Source organism: Ferruginibacter sp., assembly GCF_031391665.1.
Classification (GTDB): Bacteria; Bacteroidota; Bacteroidia; order Chitinophagales; family Chitinophagaceae; genus Ferruginibacter.
On sequence record NZ_JANMUN010000130.1, the window covers coordinates 1 to 15,939 of the forward strand.

The 15,939-nt window shown below is 37.1% G+C and carries 13 protein-coding genes; 8 read left to right on the forward strand and 5 right to left on the reverse strand.

What is annotated here, in order from left to right; all coding sequences use genetic code 11:
• From ACY651_RS09425 to ACY651_RS09460, 8 genes are all read left to right on the forward strand, one after another.
• A partial coding sequence (locus tag ACY651_RS09425; RefSeq protein WP_462252021.1) for a glucuronyl esterase domain-containing protein occupies window positions 1–1,285 on the forward strand: 1,285 nt, incomplete at its 5' end.
• Window positions 1,286–1,296: 11 nt separating this feature from the next.
• Window positions 1,297–2,370: an alpha/beta hydrolase gene (locus ACY651_RS09430; RefSeq protein ID WP_462252023.1), complete on the forward strand. Its 1,074-nt coding sequence runs from the start codon at window positions 1,297–1,299 to the stop codon at window positions 2,368–2,370.
• Between the two features lie 10 nt (window positions 2,371–2,380).
• Window positions 2,381–3,508, forward strand: a complete 1,128-nt coding sequence (locus ACY651_RS09435) for a Gfo/Idh/MocA family protein (RefSeq protein WP_462252025.1) — start codon at window positions 2,381–2,383, stop codon at window positions 3,506–3,508.
• A gap of 17 nt (window positions 3,509–3,525) precedes the next feature.
• On the forward strand, window positions 3,526–4,233 hold the full coding sequence (locus tag ACY651_RS09440; RefSeq protein ID WP_462252027.1) for a hypothetical protein: 708 nt from the start codon (window positions 3,526–3,528) through the stop codon (window positions 4,231–4,233).
• Window position 4,234: 1 nt separating this feature from the next.
• Window positions 4,235–5,953, forward strand: a complete 1,719-nt coding sequence (locus ACY651_RS09445) for an IlvD/Edd family dehydratase (protein ID WP_462252029.1) — start codon at window positions 4,235–4,237, stop codon at window positions 5,951–5,953.
• A gap of 164 nt (window positions 5,954–6,117) precedes the next feature.
• On the forward strand, window positions 6,118–7,137 hold the full coding sequence (locus ACY651_RS09450) for an SMP-30/gluconolactonase/LRE family protein (protein ID WP_462252031.1): 1,020 nt from the start codon (window positions 6,118–6,120) through the stop codon (window positions 7,135–7,137).
• A 10-nt stretch (window positions 7,138–7,147) separates the two neighbouring features.
• Window positions 7,148–7,972 (forward strand): fumarylacetoacetate hydrolase family protein, encoded by an 825-nt coding sequence (locus tag ACY651_RS09455; RefSeq protein WP_462252033.1) that lies wholly within the window; start codon window positions 7,148–7,150, stop codon window positions 7,970–7,972.
• 2 nt (window positions 7,973–7,974) lie between these two features.
• Window positions 7,975–9,288 carry a gluconate:H+ symporter gene (locus tag ACY651_RS09460; RefSeq protein ID WP_462252035.1) on the forward strand — a complete coding sequence of 438 codons (1,314 nt, stop codon included), beginning with the start codon at window positions 7,975–7,977 and terminating at the stop codon, window positions 9,286–9,288.
• A 48-nt stretch (window positions 9,289–9,336) separates the two neighbouring features.
• On the opposite strand, the gene uxuA is transcribed toward ACY651_RS09460, so the two are convergent.
• The 5 genes from uxuA to ACY651_RS09485 all read right to left on the reverse strand — a co-directional run.
• The gene (gene uxuA, locus ACY651_RS09465) at window positions 9,337–10,515 is read right to left on the reverse strand and encodes a mannonate dehydratase (RefSeq protein ID WP_462252037.1); all 1,179 of its coding nucleotides are present in this window, start codon (window positions 10,513–10,515) and stop codon (window positions 9,337–9,339) included.
• A 231-nt stretch (window positions 10,516–10,746) separates the two neighbouring features.
• Window positions 10,747–11,826: an aldose epimerase family protein gene (locus ACY651_RS09470; protein ID WP_462252039.1), complete on the reverse strand. Its 1,080-nt coding sequence runs from the start codon at window positions 11,824–11,826 to the stop codon at window positions 10,747–10,749.
• Window positions 11,827–11,903: 77 nt separating this feature from the next.
• Window positions 11,904–12,761, reverse strand: a complete 858-nt coding sequence (locus tag ACY651_RS09475) for a PKD domain-containing protein (protein WP_462252041.1) — start codon at window positions 12,759–12,761, stop codon at window positions 11,904–11,906.
• 31 nt (window positions 12,762–12,792) lie between these two features.
• Window positions 12,793–14,256, reverse strand: a complete 1,464-nt coding sequence (locus ACY651_RS09480; RefSeq protein WP_462252043.1) for a RagB/SusD family nutrient uptake outer membrane protein — start codon at window positions 14,254–14,256, stop codon at window positions 12,793–12,795.
• A 23-nt stretch (window positions 14,257–14,279) separates the two neighbouring features.
• The coding region (locus ACY651_RS09485) for a SusC/RagA family TonB-linked outer membrane protein (RefSeq protein WP_462252045.1) at window positions 14,280–15,939 on the reverse strand (1,660 nt) is incomplete at its 5' end.

A 15,939-nucleotide genomic window follows, 5' to 3' on the forward strand; every position in this document is an offset into this window, starting at 1 on the left:
GCAAACAAGAGATAAGCAAACCAAAGCGCAGCAACAAGCAACTAATGAAGACCATAAAAATATGTTGCAGCAACTCGGCATTACGTCACTCCGGCCCGGTGCTAATGGCAACGACCCCAAAGCAGCCAATGCTGCAAACTATGATGAAGCAAAAGCCAATCCCTATCCCAATTTACCGGAAGCATTAACTTTTAAAAATGGTAAAAAAGTAAGTACAGCAAAAGATTGGTGGAAAAGGCGTAAAGAAATTGCAGAAGATTTTGACAGAGAAATTTATGGCATAACGCCCAAGAACACACCAAAAGTAAACTGGGAGGTGGTGAGTGAAAAAGATACTGCGAATGGCGATTATCCAATTCACATAAAAAATTTAATCGGGCATGTAGATAATTCATCTTACCCATCTGTAAAAGTAGCTATACAATTAACAGTAGCAACACCTTTAAATGTAAACAAACCTGTTCCTGTTGTTATGGAATTTGGGTTTGTTTTTCCACCCGGCTTTCGTCCACAGCAAAATAATAACCAACCACAACCACCCGGCTGGCAGCAGCAATGTTTGCAAAGAGGTTGGGGTTATGCAGTTATTGTTCCCACAAGTATCCAGGAAGATAATGGTGCAGGCTTAACAAACGGCATTATTGGTTTAATGAATAAAGGAGAAAGAAGAAAACCAACTGACTGGGGAAGTTTGAAAGCCTGGGCCTGGGGTGCCAGCCGTGCAGTAGACTATTTTGAAACAGATAAAAATATTGATGCAAAAAAAATTGCTATTGAAGGGCACTCACGGTATGGCAAAGCCGCATTAGTAATATTGGCTTACGATTCAAGATTTGCAACTGGCTTCATTAGTTCAAGTGGTGAAGGTGGTGCAAAACTGCATCGACGCAATGCTGGTGAGATTGTGGAAAATGTTGCAGGCAGTGGCGAATATCATTGGATGTGCGGCAACTTTATAAAGTATGCAGGCATTTTAAACTGGGGGCATATGCCCGTTGATAGTCATGAATTGATTGCCATGTGTGCACCCCGGCCTGTGTTTATTAGCAGTGGCGAAAAAGGCGATGGCTGGGTTGATGCAAAGGGAATGTTTATGGCGGCTGTTGCTGCCGGACCGGTTTATACATTGCTTGGTAAAAAAGATTTGGGTACAACATTATTTCCAAAAGTAGAAACTGGGTTGATGGATGGTGAAGTAGCATTTCGGCAGCATAGCGCAGGTCATACACCGGCGCCTAACTGGCCATACTTTTTAGATTTTGCAGCAAGATATTTTAAGCAGTAAAAAAATATAGAATGAAGTATCTCTTTTTATTTCTTACAATTACTTTTACATGCTTTCATGCAAAAGCACAGCAACCCGCTGTAACCATACCCGGTTCAGAAGTTAGAAAAATTACTTCTGCAATTGTAACAGGGCAAGAATATGAATTACATATTTTGTCACCCGGCGGTAATCCAGCCACCAATAAAAAATATCCTGTGGTGTATGTAATGGATTCGCAATGGGATTTTCCTTTGGTAAAATCTATTTATGGTCAGCAATATTTTGATGGCTTTATTCCTGAAATAATTATTGTTGGCGTTACATGGGGCGGCGCAAAACCAAACCCCGATAGTTTAAGGGCGAGAGATTACACCCCTACCAATGAAAGCCGGATAATACAAAGTGGAGGTGCAGATAAGTTTCTTGATTTTATGAAAACTGAATTATTTCCTTTTATAGAAAATAATTACAAGGCCGATACTGCCAACCGAACATTAATAGGTTGCTCATTGGGAGGATTGATTACTTTATACGCCATGCTTACACATACAGATATGTTTACCGGCTATGCAGCCGCAAGCCCTGCTGTTGGTTGGGATAATGAAGTGTTATATAAATACGAAAAGAAATTTGCGATGCAGCAAATCAATAAACCCATCCGCCTTTACTTAACGGTGGGTGATGTGGAAAGAAGCAGAAGTTCATTTGAACGATTCAGCAATTATATCAGTAACAAAAAATATGCAAACGTAACTATCCGTTCCAAAGTGTTGGAAAATACCGGGCATTCAGGTACTAAAAGCGAAACATACAACAGGGGTTTACAATTTATTTTTGAAAAGCCGGATATTATAATAGCTGATGAAATTCTTATAAATTATACTGGCAAATACGAAGATGCAAAGGGAAACATTGTTGAACTAAAAGCAGAAAATAACAAACTGGTGCTTTATTATTCGGCAGCAAATAGTTACCCATTAAAAGCAGCAACTGTAAATACATTTTATTCAAACGCGGAGTTTTTGAATATGGAATTTTCGATTGATAGAAAAACGCTGCAACTTAACCGCTATGGCAGCAGTCAAAATTTTATTAAAAAATAATTTTTTGTATATGAAAAAAAATCATTCCTCCCGTAGAAGTTTTATTTACCAAACCGCAATAACTGCGTTAGGGGTTCCTTTATTTTCTTCTTTTAGTAACCCTGCATTTATAACAAAAAATAAAAAGACGATGAACACAAATAAAAAACTCGGTGTTGCATTAGTTGGCCTGGGCAGTTATGCAGGAGGTCAATTAGCTCCGGCATTGCAACAAACCGAACATTGTTATTTAGCCGGTATTGTTACCGGCACGCCATCCAAAGCCGAAGTATGGAAAGAAAAATATAATATCCCTGATAAAAATATTTACAATTACCAAAACTTCGACAGCATAAAAGACAATCCTGATATTGATATTGTTTATGTTGTACTGCCCAACTCCATGCATGCAGAATATACAATAAGAGCAGCACAGGCTGGCAAACATGTTATATGCGAAAAGCCCATGGCATTATCAGTGGCAGATTGTGATATGATGATTGCAGCATGTAAAAAAGCAAATAAATTTTTATCCATTGGTTACCGTTTGCATTTTGACCCTTACAATTTAGAAATGGTAAGGCTGGCAAAAGAAAAAGTATATGGCGATATTAAAAAGATAAGTGCAGCTTTTTCATTTGTTGCACAAAAAGGCATTTGGCGTTTAGATAAAAAATTAGCAGGCGGCGGCCCATTGATGGACTTAGGCGTATATTGTATGCAGGGAGTAATGTACACCACAGATATGGAACCGATTGCTGTAACTGCACAAACATTTCCCATCAGCGATAAAGAAAAATTTATTGATGTGGAAGAAACACTGGCATGGCAAATGGAAATGCCCAATGGCTTAATTGCTGAATGCAGAACCAGTTATTCGGAGAGTGCAAATTTTTTAAAAGTTGAAGGGGAGAAAGGTTCATTTGAATTACAGCCTGCATACAATTATTCCGGTTTGAAAGGAAAAACATCAGATGGAAAAATTATGGAGTATCCAAAATTATCGCAGCAGGCAAAACAGATGGATGGCATTGCGCAATCAATAAAAAATAAAACGCAAAGCATTGTACCCGGCGAAATGGGAAGAAGAGATGTAAAAATTATTGAAGCCATTTATGAAGCGATGAGAACTGGAAAAAGAGTGATTATTCAAAAATAAATTTTAAATAATTATTTATGAGGCTACCCCAACCATATAAGGATGTTAAAGAGATTAAAGATAAAATTAGAGCGAACAATAATTTTTATAAGACCTTTTATAATGAAGGGTTTAGAACATCTTCCTATCCAATTATAAAAAATTCCGTTTCAGGTAATACATTTCGTTCAGAATATTTTGATGCTGGCAAATATTTACCATCCAGTATTTTTAGAACTTGGGCGCAGGATGTTTTGTTCGAGGAAAAACTCTATACTCAAATTATTATATGTAGCTCTCGAAAAAAATATGCACTTCTACATAAAAAAATTGTTACTGGATTACAAAAATATTGGAAAAAAAATACTGGAATAAAAATGAAAATCGGTTACTGTTGCAAGCTTTTCGATTTATTAATGAAGATATTTCCAAATTATATAAACTTAAATAAAACACAGCGGGAAAGATTAAAGGGAATGGTAAATGTGCCCCTAGATAAATATACTCTTAATGCAATAAGGACAATTTGGAATAGAAGGTGGGTCGCATTGAAAAAGAAAAAAATAGAAAGCGATTCTACAATGTCTTTTATAGGCGATGATTATGATTTGCATAGAGAAATCCAAAAATGTATTGCTGACTCTGTTAGGTTTCACCATCCAATTGAATTTGACTTGTTAGTCTGGAATAGGCCGAATAACGGCGACAGTTTCCAGCATGAGTTAAAAAAGTTGAAAAAAAAATAAAATGACACAAAAATTAAGAAGCCACAATTGGTTTGGTAAAAAAGATAAAGATGGAATTATCTACAGAAGCTGGATGAAAAATCAAGGTATGCCAACTGATATGTTTGATGGCAGACCGGTGATTGGCATTTGTAATACTTTCAGCGAACTTACCCCCTGCAATGCACATTTTAGAGATCATGCAGAAGCAGTAAAAAAAGGGGTGTTAGAAGCCGGCGGTTTTCCCGTAGAATTTCCTATAATGAGTTTGGGAGAAACATTATTGAAACCTACTGCAATGCTGTTTAGAAATTTAGCAAGCATGGATGCCGAAGAATCTATTCGTGGAAATCCTATTGATGGTGTGGTATTGTTAACCGGTTGCGATAAAACAACACCTTCTACAGTAATGGGTGCATCAAGTGTAGGTTTACCAACTATTGTTGTACCCGGCGGGCCAATGCTTAATGGAAAATATAAAGGACAGGATATTGGTTCGGGTACACATGTATGGAGGTTTGATGAAGATATGAAAACCGGTAAGATGACACAAGAAGATTGTGAGTTTGCCGAAAGCTGTATGAGCCGCAGTATTGGCCATTGCATGACGATGGGAACTGCAAGTACCATGGCGGTAATGGTAGAAAGTTTAGGGTTAACTTTAAGTGGAGCATCCGCAATACCTGCAGCCGACAGCAGAAAAAAAGTAATGGCACAATTAAGCGGCAGAAGAATTGTGCAAATGGTAAAAGAAAATTTAACCATAGATAAAATTCTTACCAGAGAAGCTTTTGAAAATGCTATTAAAGTAAATGCTGCTGTTGGTGGTTCGTCTAATTTTATTATTCATTTAATTGCCATTGCCGGAAGAATTGGAGTGAATTTAAAATTAGAAGATTTTGATACGTTAGGCAGTAAAATTCCGTTGCTGTTAAATTTGATGCCGTCTGGAAAATATTTGATGGAAGATTTTTATTATGCTGGTGGCTTACCTGTAATATTAAATGAATTAAAAAATCATTTGCATAAAAATATAATTACAGTTACCGGAAAAAATCATCAGGATAATATTGAAGGCAATACTATTTGTTACAATGAAGATGTAATTGCAAAATATAATTCGCCAATAAAAGCAGAAGCCGGTTGTGTGGTGGTAAAAGGAAATTTGGCATTGAATGGTGCAGTAATTAAACCAAGTGCCGCAACCCCTGCTTTAATGAAACATAAAGGAAGGGCTGTAGTATTTGAAAGCATTGAAGATTACAATAAAAGAATTGATGACCCCAATTTAGATATTGATGAAACCTGTGTAATGGTGTTGAAATATGTTGGGCCGGTTGGTTATCCCGGTATGCCCGAGGTGGGTAATATGGCGTTGCCAAAAAAAATATTGCAAAGAGGAATTACAGATATGGTTCGCATTAGCGATGGCAGAATGAGTGGCACAGCTTACGGTACTGCTGTGCTGCATGTTTCTCCTGAAAGCGCTATTGGTGGAAATTTAGCTTTGGTGCAAAATGGCGATATGATTGAATTAGATGTTGCACAACGTAAATTACATTTGCATGTAAGTGATGATGAATTGCAAAAAAGAAAAACAAATTGGGTTGCACCAAAAATTGCTGCAGAAAGAGGTTATGTACATCTTTATGTAAATCATGTAATGGGTGCCGATAGAGGTGCTGATCTGGATTTTTTACAGGGAAGTTCTGGTTCTGTTGTTACGAGGGATTCACATTGATTTTTGTTACCAGCCTGAGTTCCCTGATTGAACTTCAGTGGCGACGCTCCGTTCAACTGTGATAATTCTATTAAGCAACAATTCGCAGCAGTTTTCGCATTTGCAAATTCAAGCTTGCGGAAGCCGGGTTATCTTAGGAAATTATAAAACTTATAAAAAAAATCATGAAACAATTGATTGCTATATTTATGCTGACAATTTTTGCATCATGCAATAACAACAGCAGTAATAAAGAAAATAAAATGTATAAAACAATTGGCACTATAGAAAAATACGATGATGCATTAGACAGCATTATCACCCTAAATGCCAAAGCCGAAATTATTGCCGAAGGCTACGAATGGAGCGAAGGCCCTCTGTGGATTGAAAAACACAATATGCTTTTGTTCAGCGATGTGCCAATGAATACTGTGTACAAATGGACGGAAGCTAACGGAGCAGAAGTGTATTTGAAACCCAGTGGCTACACCGGCACTGCACCAAATAAATGCAAAGAACCAGGCAGCAATGGATTGACAGTAGATACTGATGGGCATTTTGTATTATGCCAGCATGGCGACAGAAGTGTGGCAATAATGGATGCACCATTTGATAAACCAGCAGCAAAATTTATTACCCTTATAGATAAGTTTGAAAATAAAAAACTCAATAGCCCAAATGATTTAGTGTTTAACAGCAACGGCGATTTATTTTTTACCGACCCGCCTTATGGTTTATTTACACAAGATGATACCGATGCTGCAAAAGAAATTCCATTTAATGGTGTGTACAAAGTAAAAAAAGATGGTACAGTAATTTTATTAGTTGATTCAATTACAAGACCCAACGGCCTTGCTTTCTTCCCCGGCGAAAAGCAATTACTTATTGCCAACAGCGACCCTGCAAAACCGGTTTGGTATATTTATGACGTGGCTGGAGATTCACTCTCTAATGGAAAAATATTTTTCGATGCCGCTGGCCATGATAAAAACTGGAATGGCCTGCCCGATGGTTTAAAAATAAACAAGCATGGTATTGTATTTGCCACCGGTCCCGGCGGAGTTTATATTTTTAGCAGAGAAGGAAAGAAACTTGGTTTAATAAGACTGGAGAATGCAACAAGCAACTGTGCATTCTCACCGGATGAGAAGATATTGTATGTTACTAATGATATGTATGTGCTGAGAATAAAATTGAGGAAATAAAATAAAGAATATGAAATTATACAAAATAAAAAATAGCATTATAATAGAAAAAGAAAACAAATTCTATTTATGCAAAGAAAATTGGGATACATTTATTAATGATGATTCATTATTACAAAAACTTGAAATGCTTGTACAAACATTACCAGTATCAACCAATGATATTTTAAAAGATATTCTTGCACCAATAGGAAATAACCAGGAACTATGGGCTTGCGGCGTTACTTATTTAAGAAGCAAAGTGGGCAGGCAGGAAGAAAGTAAATTAAGTGGTGGTGCCTATTTTTATGCCAAAGTATATGAAGCAGAAAGGCCGGAAGTTTTTTTTAAATCAACACCACACCGTATTGTGGGCACCAATGCTTTTGTAAGAATAAGAAAAGATTCTACCTGGGATGTACCCGAGCCCGAACTGACTTTGGTGGTAACATCATCAGGAAAAATTATTGGTTATACTATTGGCAACGATATGAGCAGCCGGAGTATTGAAGGAGAAAACCCTTTGTATCTGCCGCAGGCAAAAACCTATGACGCCTGTGCAGCATTGGGGCCATGTATTTTTGTTACCAATAAAATTGAGGCTCACACAAACATTCATCTTGAAATAAACAGAAACAGCACAACTGTTTTTAAAGACAGCATTGCAATAAGCCAGATGAAAAGAACACTGGAAGAATTAGTTTCTTTCGTTTACCGTGAATGCAGTTTTCCTGACGGTTGTTTAATTATGACGGGTACAGGTATTGTGCCTCCCAATAATTTTACTTTGCAATCGGGTGATGAAATAAAAATTTCTATCGATAATATAGGCACACTCCTTAACACCGTTCAATAATTATGATAATAATCACCATCATTTTTGCGATTATTTTACAGGTATTTCTTTCTGTAAAAAAAGTAAGCCCATTTTTATCACTATTAATTGTTGCATTGCTAACCGGTTTGCTTTTGGGTATGGATACGTCAGATTTAATAAAGTCGGTAGAAAAAGGTGTGGGCAGTACATTGGGTGGTTTAGCATTAATCATTTGCCTGGGCGCCATACTCGGTAAAATATTAGAGATAAGCGGAGCTGCAGAACAAATTTCGGCTACACTAATAAAAAGTTTTGGGCAAAAAAATATTCAATGGGCAGTTTTACTTACGGGATTTTTAATTGGCATTCCACTATATTACAATGCAGGTTTTATAATTCTTGTACCATTAGTTTTTACTTTGGCAAGAAAAACAGGATTGCCATTATTGTACATCGTTATTCCAATGGCGGCATCGCTAAGCACCACACATTGTTTTTTACCGCCCCACCCCGGCCCTGTTGTTTTAGTAAATGCATTTAAAGCTGATATGGGCAAAACATTAATTTATGGTTTACTAATTGCCATACCTACTGTTATTATTGCCGGGCCATTTTTAGGCAGAATTTTACAAAGAATAAAAACAGATACTTCTTTTCTTTTTGCTGCAGAACATAATCTTTCAGAAAAAAAATTACCTGGCATTTTTACAAGTTTTACAATTGCATTGCTGCCCGTTTTATTAATTACTCTTTCTGTACTCGCCAATAATTTTTTAAAAGAATCTTCACTTTTTAAAACCATAATACTTTTTATTGGCGACTCTACCATTGCACTACTTATTGCTGTTATTGCAGGCATTTATTTTTTTGGTTTACGCAATGGGTATAAAATGGAAACCATTATGCAATGGTTAAACGATGCTGTTTCAGGCATCGCTATGATTTTATTAATTATTACCGCCGGTGGTATTTTTAAGCAAGTATTAATTGACAGCGGCACCGGCGAATACATTGCCACCTTCAGCACAAAATGGCAAATGCCACCATTAATTTTTGGCTGGCTTGTAACTGCTGTGTTAAGAGTAGCCATTGGTTCTGCAACTGTTGCAGGCATAACTGCTGCAGGTATTGTATCGCCATTGGTAGCGACAGGAGTTGCATCGCCGGAGTTGATGGTGCTTGCAGTGGGTGCAGGCAGTGTTTTCGGTTCTCACATTAACGACTCCGGCTTTTGGATGTTTAAAGAATTTTTTAAACTCACACTCAGGCAAACTTTTTTATCGTGGACTGTAATGGAAACTGTAATATCAATTTTAGGATTGATTGGGGTGTTAGTTTTAAATATGTTTGTCTGAATAAAAAATTATTTTTTCTCCAATTCAAATAAAATTAATTTTTGTCTATTATTTTTCCCCCAATGCTCCCAATATCCCCAACTCAAGCCCTCTAATTTCTGCTAAGCCTTTTAACCTGCCAATGGCAGAGTAACCGGGGTTGGTAATTTTATTTAAATCGTCCAGCATCTGGTGGCCATGATCGGGGCGAAAGGGAAGTGAAATTTTTCTATCCTGCTGTAACTGTACAATTTCTTTTACTACAGCATACATATCATTATCGCCGCCTAAATGATCGGCTTCAAAAAAATTGCCTTCAGCATCTTTTTTAACATTACGTAAATGGATGAAATGTATTTTATCGCTTAATGCTTTTACCATTGCCGGCAAATTATTTTTTGCGGATGCACCTAACGAGCCAGTACAAAAGCAAACACCATTGGCTATGTTATCAACTTTATCTAAAAAGTATTTAAAGTCGTCGTAGCTGCTTACTACTCTTGGTAAACCTAAAATTGGAAAAGGCGGATCATCCGGATGTATCGCCAGTTTTACATTGCATTCCATTGCCACTTCACTTATTTCTTTTTGAAAATAGCAAAGATTATCCCTTAATGCATTGGCATCAATATCGCTGTACGATTCCAATTTCTTCAGCATGTCATTAGTTGTATATTTTTCTTCACCAGGAATGCCAAACATTACTACATCTGCCAATGCTTCTAATTCTTTTGAAGTGTATTTTTTGTACCGCTCTTCTGCCTGTTGTAAAATTGATGCTGAATAAGAAGCCGCAGTATTTTTTCTTTTCAAAATAAAAATATCAAATACGGCCAGATCAATCCAGTTAAAATAAAGTGCAAGCGCACCAGTGGGCATTTTATAATTTAAAGAAGTTCTTGTCCAATCATTTACCGGCATAAAGTTATAAGTGATAACCTGTATGCCACAAGAGGCCGCATTGCGAATAGACGTTTTATATTTTTCAATATACTCTTTATAATTACCGGTACGGGTTTTAATACTTTCATGTACTGTAATACTTTCCACTACCGACCAGGTAAGTCCGGCGTTTTCAATTATTGCTTTTCGCTTTAAAATTTCTTCCGTTGTCCAAACTTCGCCATGCGGTACCTGGTGCAGAGCAGTAACCACACCTGTTGCACCTGTTTGTTTTACATCCTGCAAACTTACCGGGTCGGATGGGCCAAACCAGCGCCACGTTTGTTCCATTTTAAACATTGCCATTTTTTAAAAATTTTTTTGGAGATAAACAAAGTGATGCATTATACATCAGCATATATTTTAAAAAAGGCAAAGTTAATAAAAAACTGTTCTGTTAGATTAACTGAGTGTTAAGCAATTTTGGATGGATGACTAAACTTAATAAATTCAAACTTAGATTCATATTTATTGAAGATGGAAAGTAATCTTTTAATTAATAATTCCTGATAAAGGCTGGCTTCGTATTTCAATAACTTAGTCTACAGAAAATTTAAACACTGTTTTACTATAAAACTCCTCCCCTGCATTTAAAACTGTGGAGGGAAAGTGGCGGTGATTGGGTGCATCAGGAAAATGCTGCGTTTCCAGGCAAAAGCCCGAACGCTTATGGTAGATAATGCCATTTTTTCCTTTTATATTTTGAAGAAAATTACCGGTATAAAAATGTACTGCTGGTTCTGTTGTATAAACATCCATCGTTATTCCCGAAGCAGGTTCCTTTACAACCACGGCATGTTTTAAAATTGGGGTGTGCTGTTTTTCCAATACAAAACTATGGTCGTAGCCATTGCTTAACTGTAACTGTTCATTATCTTTTAACAAATCTTCTCCTATTTTTTTGGGTTGAGAAAAATCAAAAGGAGTATTATGAACAGCCGCAATTTCACCTGTAGGAACCTGCAATTTATTTACGGGTAAATAATAATTACTGAGTATTTTTATTTGGTGATCGTCTATTGTATTTGAAGGATTACCTGACAAATTAAAATAGGTATGTTGTGTTAAATTAATCAAAGTAGTTTTATTGCATACTGCTTTGTATTCAATACTCCATACATCTTCGTCATCCAGCGTATAAATTACTTCAAGCTGCAACTCACCGGGAAAACCTTCTTCCAGGTGAGGACTTATATATTTAAAAATAATTCCGCTTTTACCTTCCTGCTCAAAAGATATTGCCTGAAATATTTTTTTATTAAACCCTTCCAGGCCGCCATGTAAATGATAACCGCCTTCTCTTAAATGCAATGTATAGGTTGTATTATCCAGCACCACAGTACCACCTGCAACACGGTTTGCATACCTGCCCACTACAGTGCCTAAATAAAATTCATCGGCCTGGTAATCGGAGTGTGTATCATAACCCAATACCACGTCAGTAAGTTTATCCTGTTTATCTTTTACAAATAAAGAAACTACTGCAGCACCCAAATTTGAAACAATAAGTTTAGTTCCATTTGCATTTTCAATAGTATGCAAACTTAATTGCGTTAATGTTTTTTTTGCAACCTCCGTAATTGTTTCAGTAATTATATTTTCAGTTTCGTATTTCACTTGCAACTGGTTATTTATGATATAAAAGGGGCTTTAGGAATTTACACTCCTTATAATATTACCTGCCCTGTAAAAATTTATAACGGAACAACTACAAATTTAGAAGTGGCTGTTTTGGCTTCGGATATTTGTCCCACTTCTGCCCAGCCCGATGTTGATTCCACCAAGCCAAAATGAATAAAGTTTCTTGTAGTGCCCAGTACACTTCTTTTAATAGAGAACTCTATTACATTTTTTCCGCCGGTGGTGGATAAGCTGGAAAATTTCATGGCATCAGCGAACGAGGCAATGGGTGTCCATGAAAAAGCAGTTTGCGGGCCTGAGTGTACAAACACATCGCCCCAACCACCAACAGGGCTGCCTTCTATTAAAAAGTCGGCACCTGAATGCACAGGATAATACCAGGTGTTAAAGCCAGTGGCAACATTATTATCCGCATCCATATAAATATCAATAATTTCCATTTTCATATTGGCATTGCCTTCGAAAGTAAAAAACAGCATATCGGCAGATGCAAAAGCTTTAACCGAACGTACACTGCTTGCATAAGCCGCATCATTTTGATAAGTGTAAGGCACATATTGCCAATCGCTGTAATCACCGTCTATTTTAATATTGGGGCCAATGATGGTAACCGTATCTTTAAACACGTTTGTTTCGGTACCATTTTTTGCAGTTAATGCAACTAAAAAATCACCTTTTTTTGTAAATACATGCTGTGGTGTTTTAGCAGTAGAAGTTTGGCCACTGCCGTCCCCAAAATCCCAGCTGTACTCAGTTGCATTGGCGGAGAAATTGGTAAAATTAACTTTGTAGCCATCAGCTACATAACTGAATACTGCTTTTAAACCACTGCCTTCCTTTTCTTTTTTACAAGAAGAAGTGCCCAGTAAAATTACCAGCAGCGTAAACAGATAAATGATATTCCTTTTCATAATTTTATTTTTAATTTTTTAGATCAATATTTTAATACCCGGGATTTTGAATAAATTTTCCTTTGCCTTCACTAACAGCTTTTAACGAAAACGGGTACACTACTTTGTTAGGCCCTGTAAAAGTTGATTGCGTTACTTCCTGGCAACGGCTAATAAATTTTCCATGACGGATAAGGTCGGCCCGGTATTGTCCGTTCTCACACCAAAATTCATGACTGCGTTCCAATAATATCAAATCATTAAACAAAGTAAGTGAGCTGTAATTTGTTAATAGTTTATCCGGCAAACCTGCTCTTCTTCTTACCACATTCACCAATTCCATAGCTTCAGCGGTAGGCGTACCTGCATTAGCAATTGCCTCTGCTTTTGACAGTAACACATCCGCATACCTGTACATCACAATATCTACTGTAGTTAAACCGGTTGTTCTGTTAGCATCCTGATTAATTTTTAATGCAAGTGGCCCCCTGTCTAAAATATCTCCCGGGCTGGCCCTGTTATAAGTAATGCCATTGGTACCCGTAAATTGCGTTATCAGCATTTGTTTTCTCTTATCTGCAGGTTCAAACCTGTCGTAAAACCACCAGGTGCTGGTGATGGTTTGAAAACCACCTTTGGGCGCAAACACAGCTGGCAACACCATCAGCTGCCATTGATTTTCGCTGGTGCCTGCATAATCGCAGGGGATGGCCCATATAATTTCTTTGCTTGCTTTAGCTCCTTCTAAATCCCATATTGCTGCGTAATCTCCATCTAAGGAATAAGCATTGTAAGCAATAATTTCATCGCACAATGTTTTTACTTTAGCCCATTTTTTTTCGTGTAGCTGCAGGCGTATGTTCACCATTTTTGCCAATGCTTTATTAAATCTTCCATACTCTGCGTCTTGCGGCTTGGGCAAATCAATGGCAGCAGCTTCAAGGTCTGCCTCAATAAAAGCCACCATTTCAGCATTGCTTAACCTGGCAAGCGGAACTTCTTCTAATGGTTTTTTTAAAACCTCTAATGGTGCCACTACAATTGGGCCATACAAATCAAATAAAGTATAAGCCAATATTCCTCTTGCACAACGCACCTGTGCAATGGCTTTTTTCTTTAACTCATCGCTTACAGTTGACCTTTGAATTAAATCAATTGTAAGTGTCATGCTGCTGATTTTATTAACATAATCATCGTAATAATGCGTAAAGCCCGTCTGTGTGGAATTGTAATTTTGTAATGAGGCGGTGTTTTGGTCGCCATACTTACCAAATAATATTTCTGTGCTGGCATCACTCAGGTACATCACACCTCTTTCGGAAGTAGAATGGATACCATCACCATAAGCTCCTCTTAAAGGATAGTAAGCTGCGTTTACCATAGCTTCCAAATCTGCTGCCGACTTTGGAAAAATACCGGGATTGATTTCTGAGTAATCAATGGGATTTAAATCTTTGGTACAACTGTTAATGGACAATATCACCAGCAGAAAAAATATTAATTTAATACGTTTCATAATTTATCGTTTAGATATAAATATTAAAAGTTGAGGTTTAGGCCAATGGTAAATGTTCTGATATATGGATATGCGGCTGTGTAAGAATCCGTTTCAGGGTCAACACCTTTATAAGGAGTAATTACAAAAAGATTTTGTGCATCCACATGTACCCGTGCAGAGCTGAAAATATTTTTAGCTATTTTACCGGGGATATTGTAGCCTAATGAAACATTCTGCAATCTTATAAACCATGCATCTTCCAAAAAGAAATCGCCAACACCGTAAGGTGAAAAACCCCAGAAAGAACTTGGATGTGTGGTAGATGGATTGGTTGGTGTCCATCTGTCTTTTACAGTTTTAAATGCATTGTAACCATTTGAATAAACCCCATATGCACTAATACCATAAGCAGTATAATTAGGGTCGGCAAAGCGGCGGCCAAATAATGCATTAAAATCAAAGTTGAGCGAAAAGTTTTTGTAGGTAATAATGTTGGTGATACCTGCCATAGCACTTGGATCAAAAGTGCCCATCAGTTTTGTATCAGCATCATCAATTATACCATCCGCTTTTCCTGTTTTAATAAATCTGCCATTAGCATCTACCGCAGGGTTACCGGCACCGTCTTTTGCAAAACCGTCAATGTCTTTAATTTTAATCATACCGGGCTTAAGTAACGGCTGGGATGCCGGTACGGCTTCGCCTACTTGCAAAATGCCATCAGATACTCTGCTGTACCTAGCTCTTATGGGATCGTTTTCACTTTCATATATATTTGGCTTCCAATCTGGTGATCTTTCTTTCCAGGTATCTCTATAAGTAGAAAACGCAAATGTTGTTCTCCATTGAAAATTATTGGTTTGTATATTACGTGTAGTCAGGCTTATTTCAAATCCTTTACTTTGAGTTTTTCCAACATTGTAAAAAACTGTATTAATTTGTTGATAAGAATTGAGATTTTTAGTATCTAACAAATCCGATACTATATTGTTAAACACCTCAACAGATCCATCTATTTTACCATTAAACAAAGAAAAGTCTAACCCGATATTTGTTCCAGTATTGGTTTGCCATTTCAAATCAGGGTTCTCTAATCTTGATAAAGCCACACCAATAAGCCTTGTATCTGTACCAGATAGCCATGCAGGAAAGGCACTATATGCTGCAAATGCATTGTTACTAACGTTTACCTGAGCATTACCAGTTTGACCATAACCAAATCTTAATTTAAGTTGCGAAACAGTATTCTTTAGATTCGCAAAAAAAGGTTCTTCCGCAATATTCCATGCCACAGCGGCAGATGGAAAATTACCCCATTTGTTGTTAGCGGCAAATACGCTGGCGCCATCCCTTCTAATAGAGGCCGTAAACAAATACCTACCCTTGTAATTGTAATTTAACCGGCCAAAATAAGAAGCTAGTAAATTTTTTGATCCTACCGAACTCGTTGGCAACTGCACACTACCTGCACCAAGATTATTCCACAAAAAAGCGTCGGTAACAAAACCTGTTGCCCCGGCACTGCTGAAACTATTAATAAATTTCTGTTGGGAAACGCCTGCAAGTACATCAAATTTATGTACTTTAAAAAGTGTTTTAGTATAGTTAGCAGTCGCTTCTAAAAGGTAATCATCTACATCACTGTTAGAAATAAAAGCTCTTCCTTGTTCCAATGCTCCATGTAATGTTGTAGTAGGTAAA

Bases quoted from the DNA above. Each gene is read 5' to 3' on its own strand.
- ACY651_RS09430 (WP_462252023.1), top strand. From the start codon at position 1,297: ATGAAGTATCTCTTTTTATTTCTTACAATTACTTTTACATGCTTTCAT.
- ACY651_RS09435 (WP_462252025.1), top strand. From the start codon at position 2,381: ATGAAAAAAAATCATTCCTCCCGTAGAAGTTTTATTTACCAAACCGCA.
- ACY651_RS09440 (WP_462252027.1), top strand. From the start codon at position 3,526: ATGAGGCTACCCCAACCATATAAGGATGTTAAAGAGATTAAAGATAAA.
- ACY651_RS09445 (WP_462252029.1), top strand. From the start codon at position 4,235: ATGACACAAAAATTAAGAAGCCACAATTGGTTTGGTAAAAAAGATAAA.
- ACY651_RS09450 (WP_462252031.1), top strand. From the start codon at position 6,118: ATGAAACAATTGATTGCTATATTTATGCTGACAATTTTTGCATCATGC.
- ACY651_RS09455 (WP_462252033.1), top strand. From the start codon at position 7,148: ATGAAATTATACAAAATAAAAAATAGCATTATAATAGAAAAAGAAAAC.
- ACY651_RS09460 (WP_462252035.1), top strand. From the start codon at position 7,975: ATGATAATAATCACCATCATTTTTGCGATTATTTTACAGGTATTTCTT.
- uxuA (WP_462252037.1), bottom strand. From the start codon at position 10,515: ATGGCAATGTTTAAAATGGAACAAACGTGGCGCTGGTTTGGCCCATCC.
- ACY651_RS09475 (WP_462252041.1), bottom strand. From the start codon at position 12,761: ATGAAAAGGAATATCATTTATCTGTTTACGCTGCTGGTAATTTTACTG.
- ACY651_RS09480 (WP_462252043.1), bottom strand. From the start codon at position 14,256: ATGAAACGTATTAAATTAATATTTTTTCTGCTGGTGATATTGTCCATT.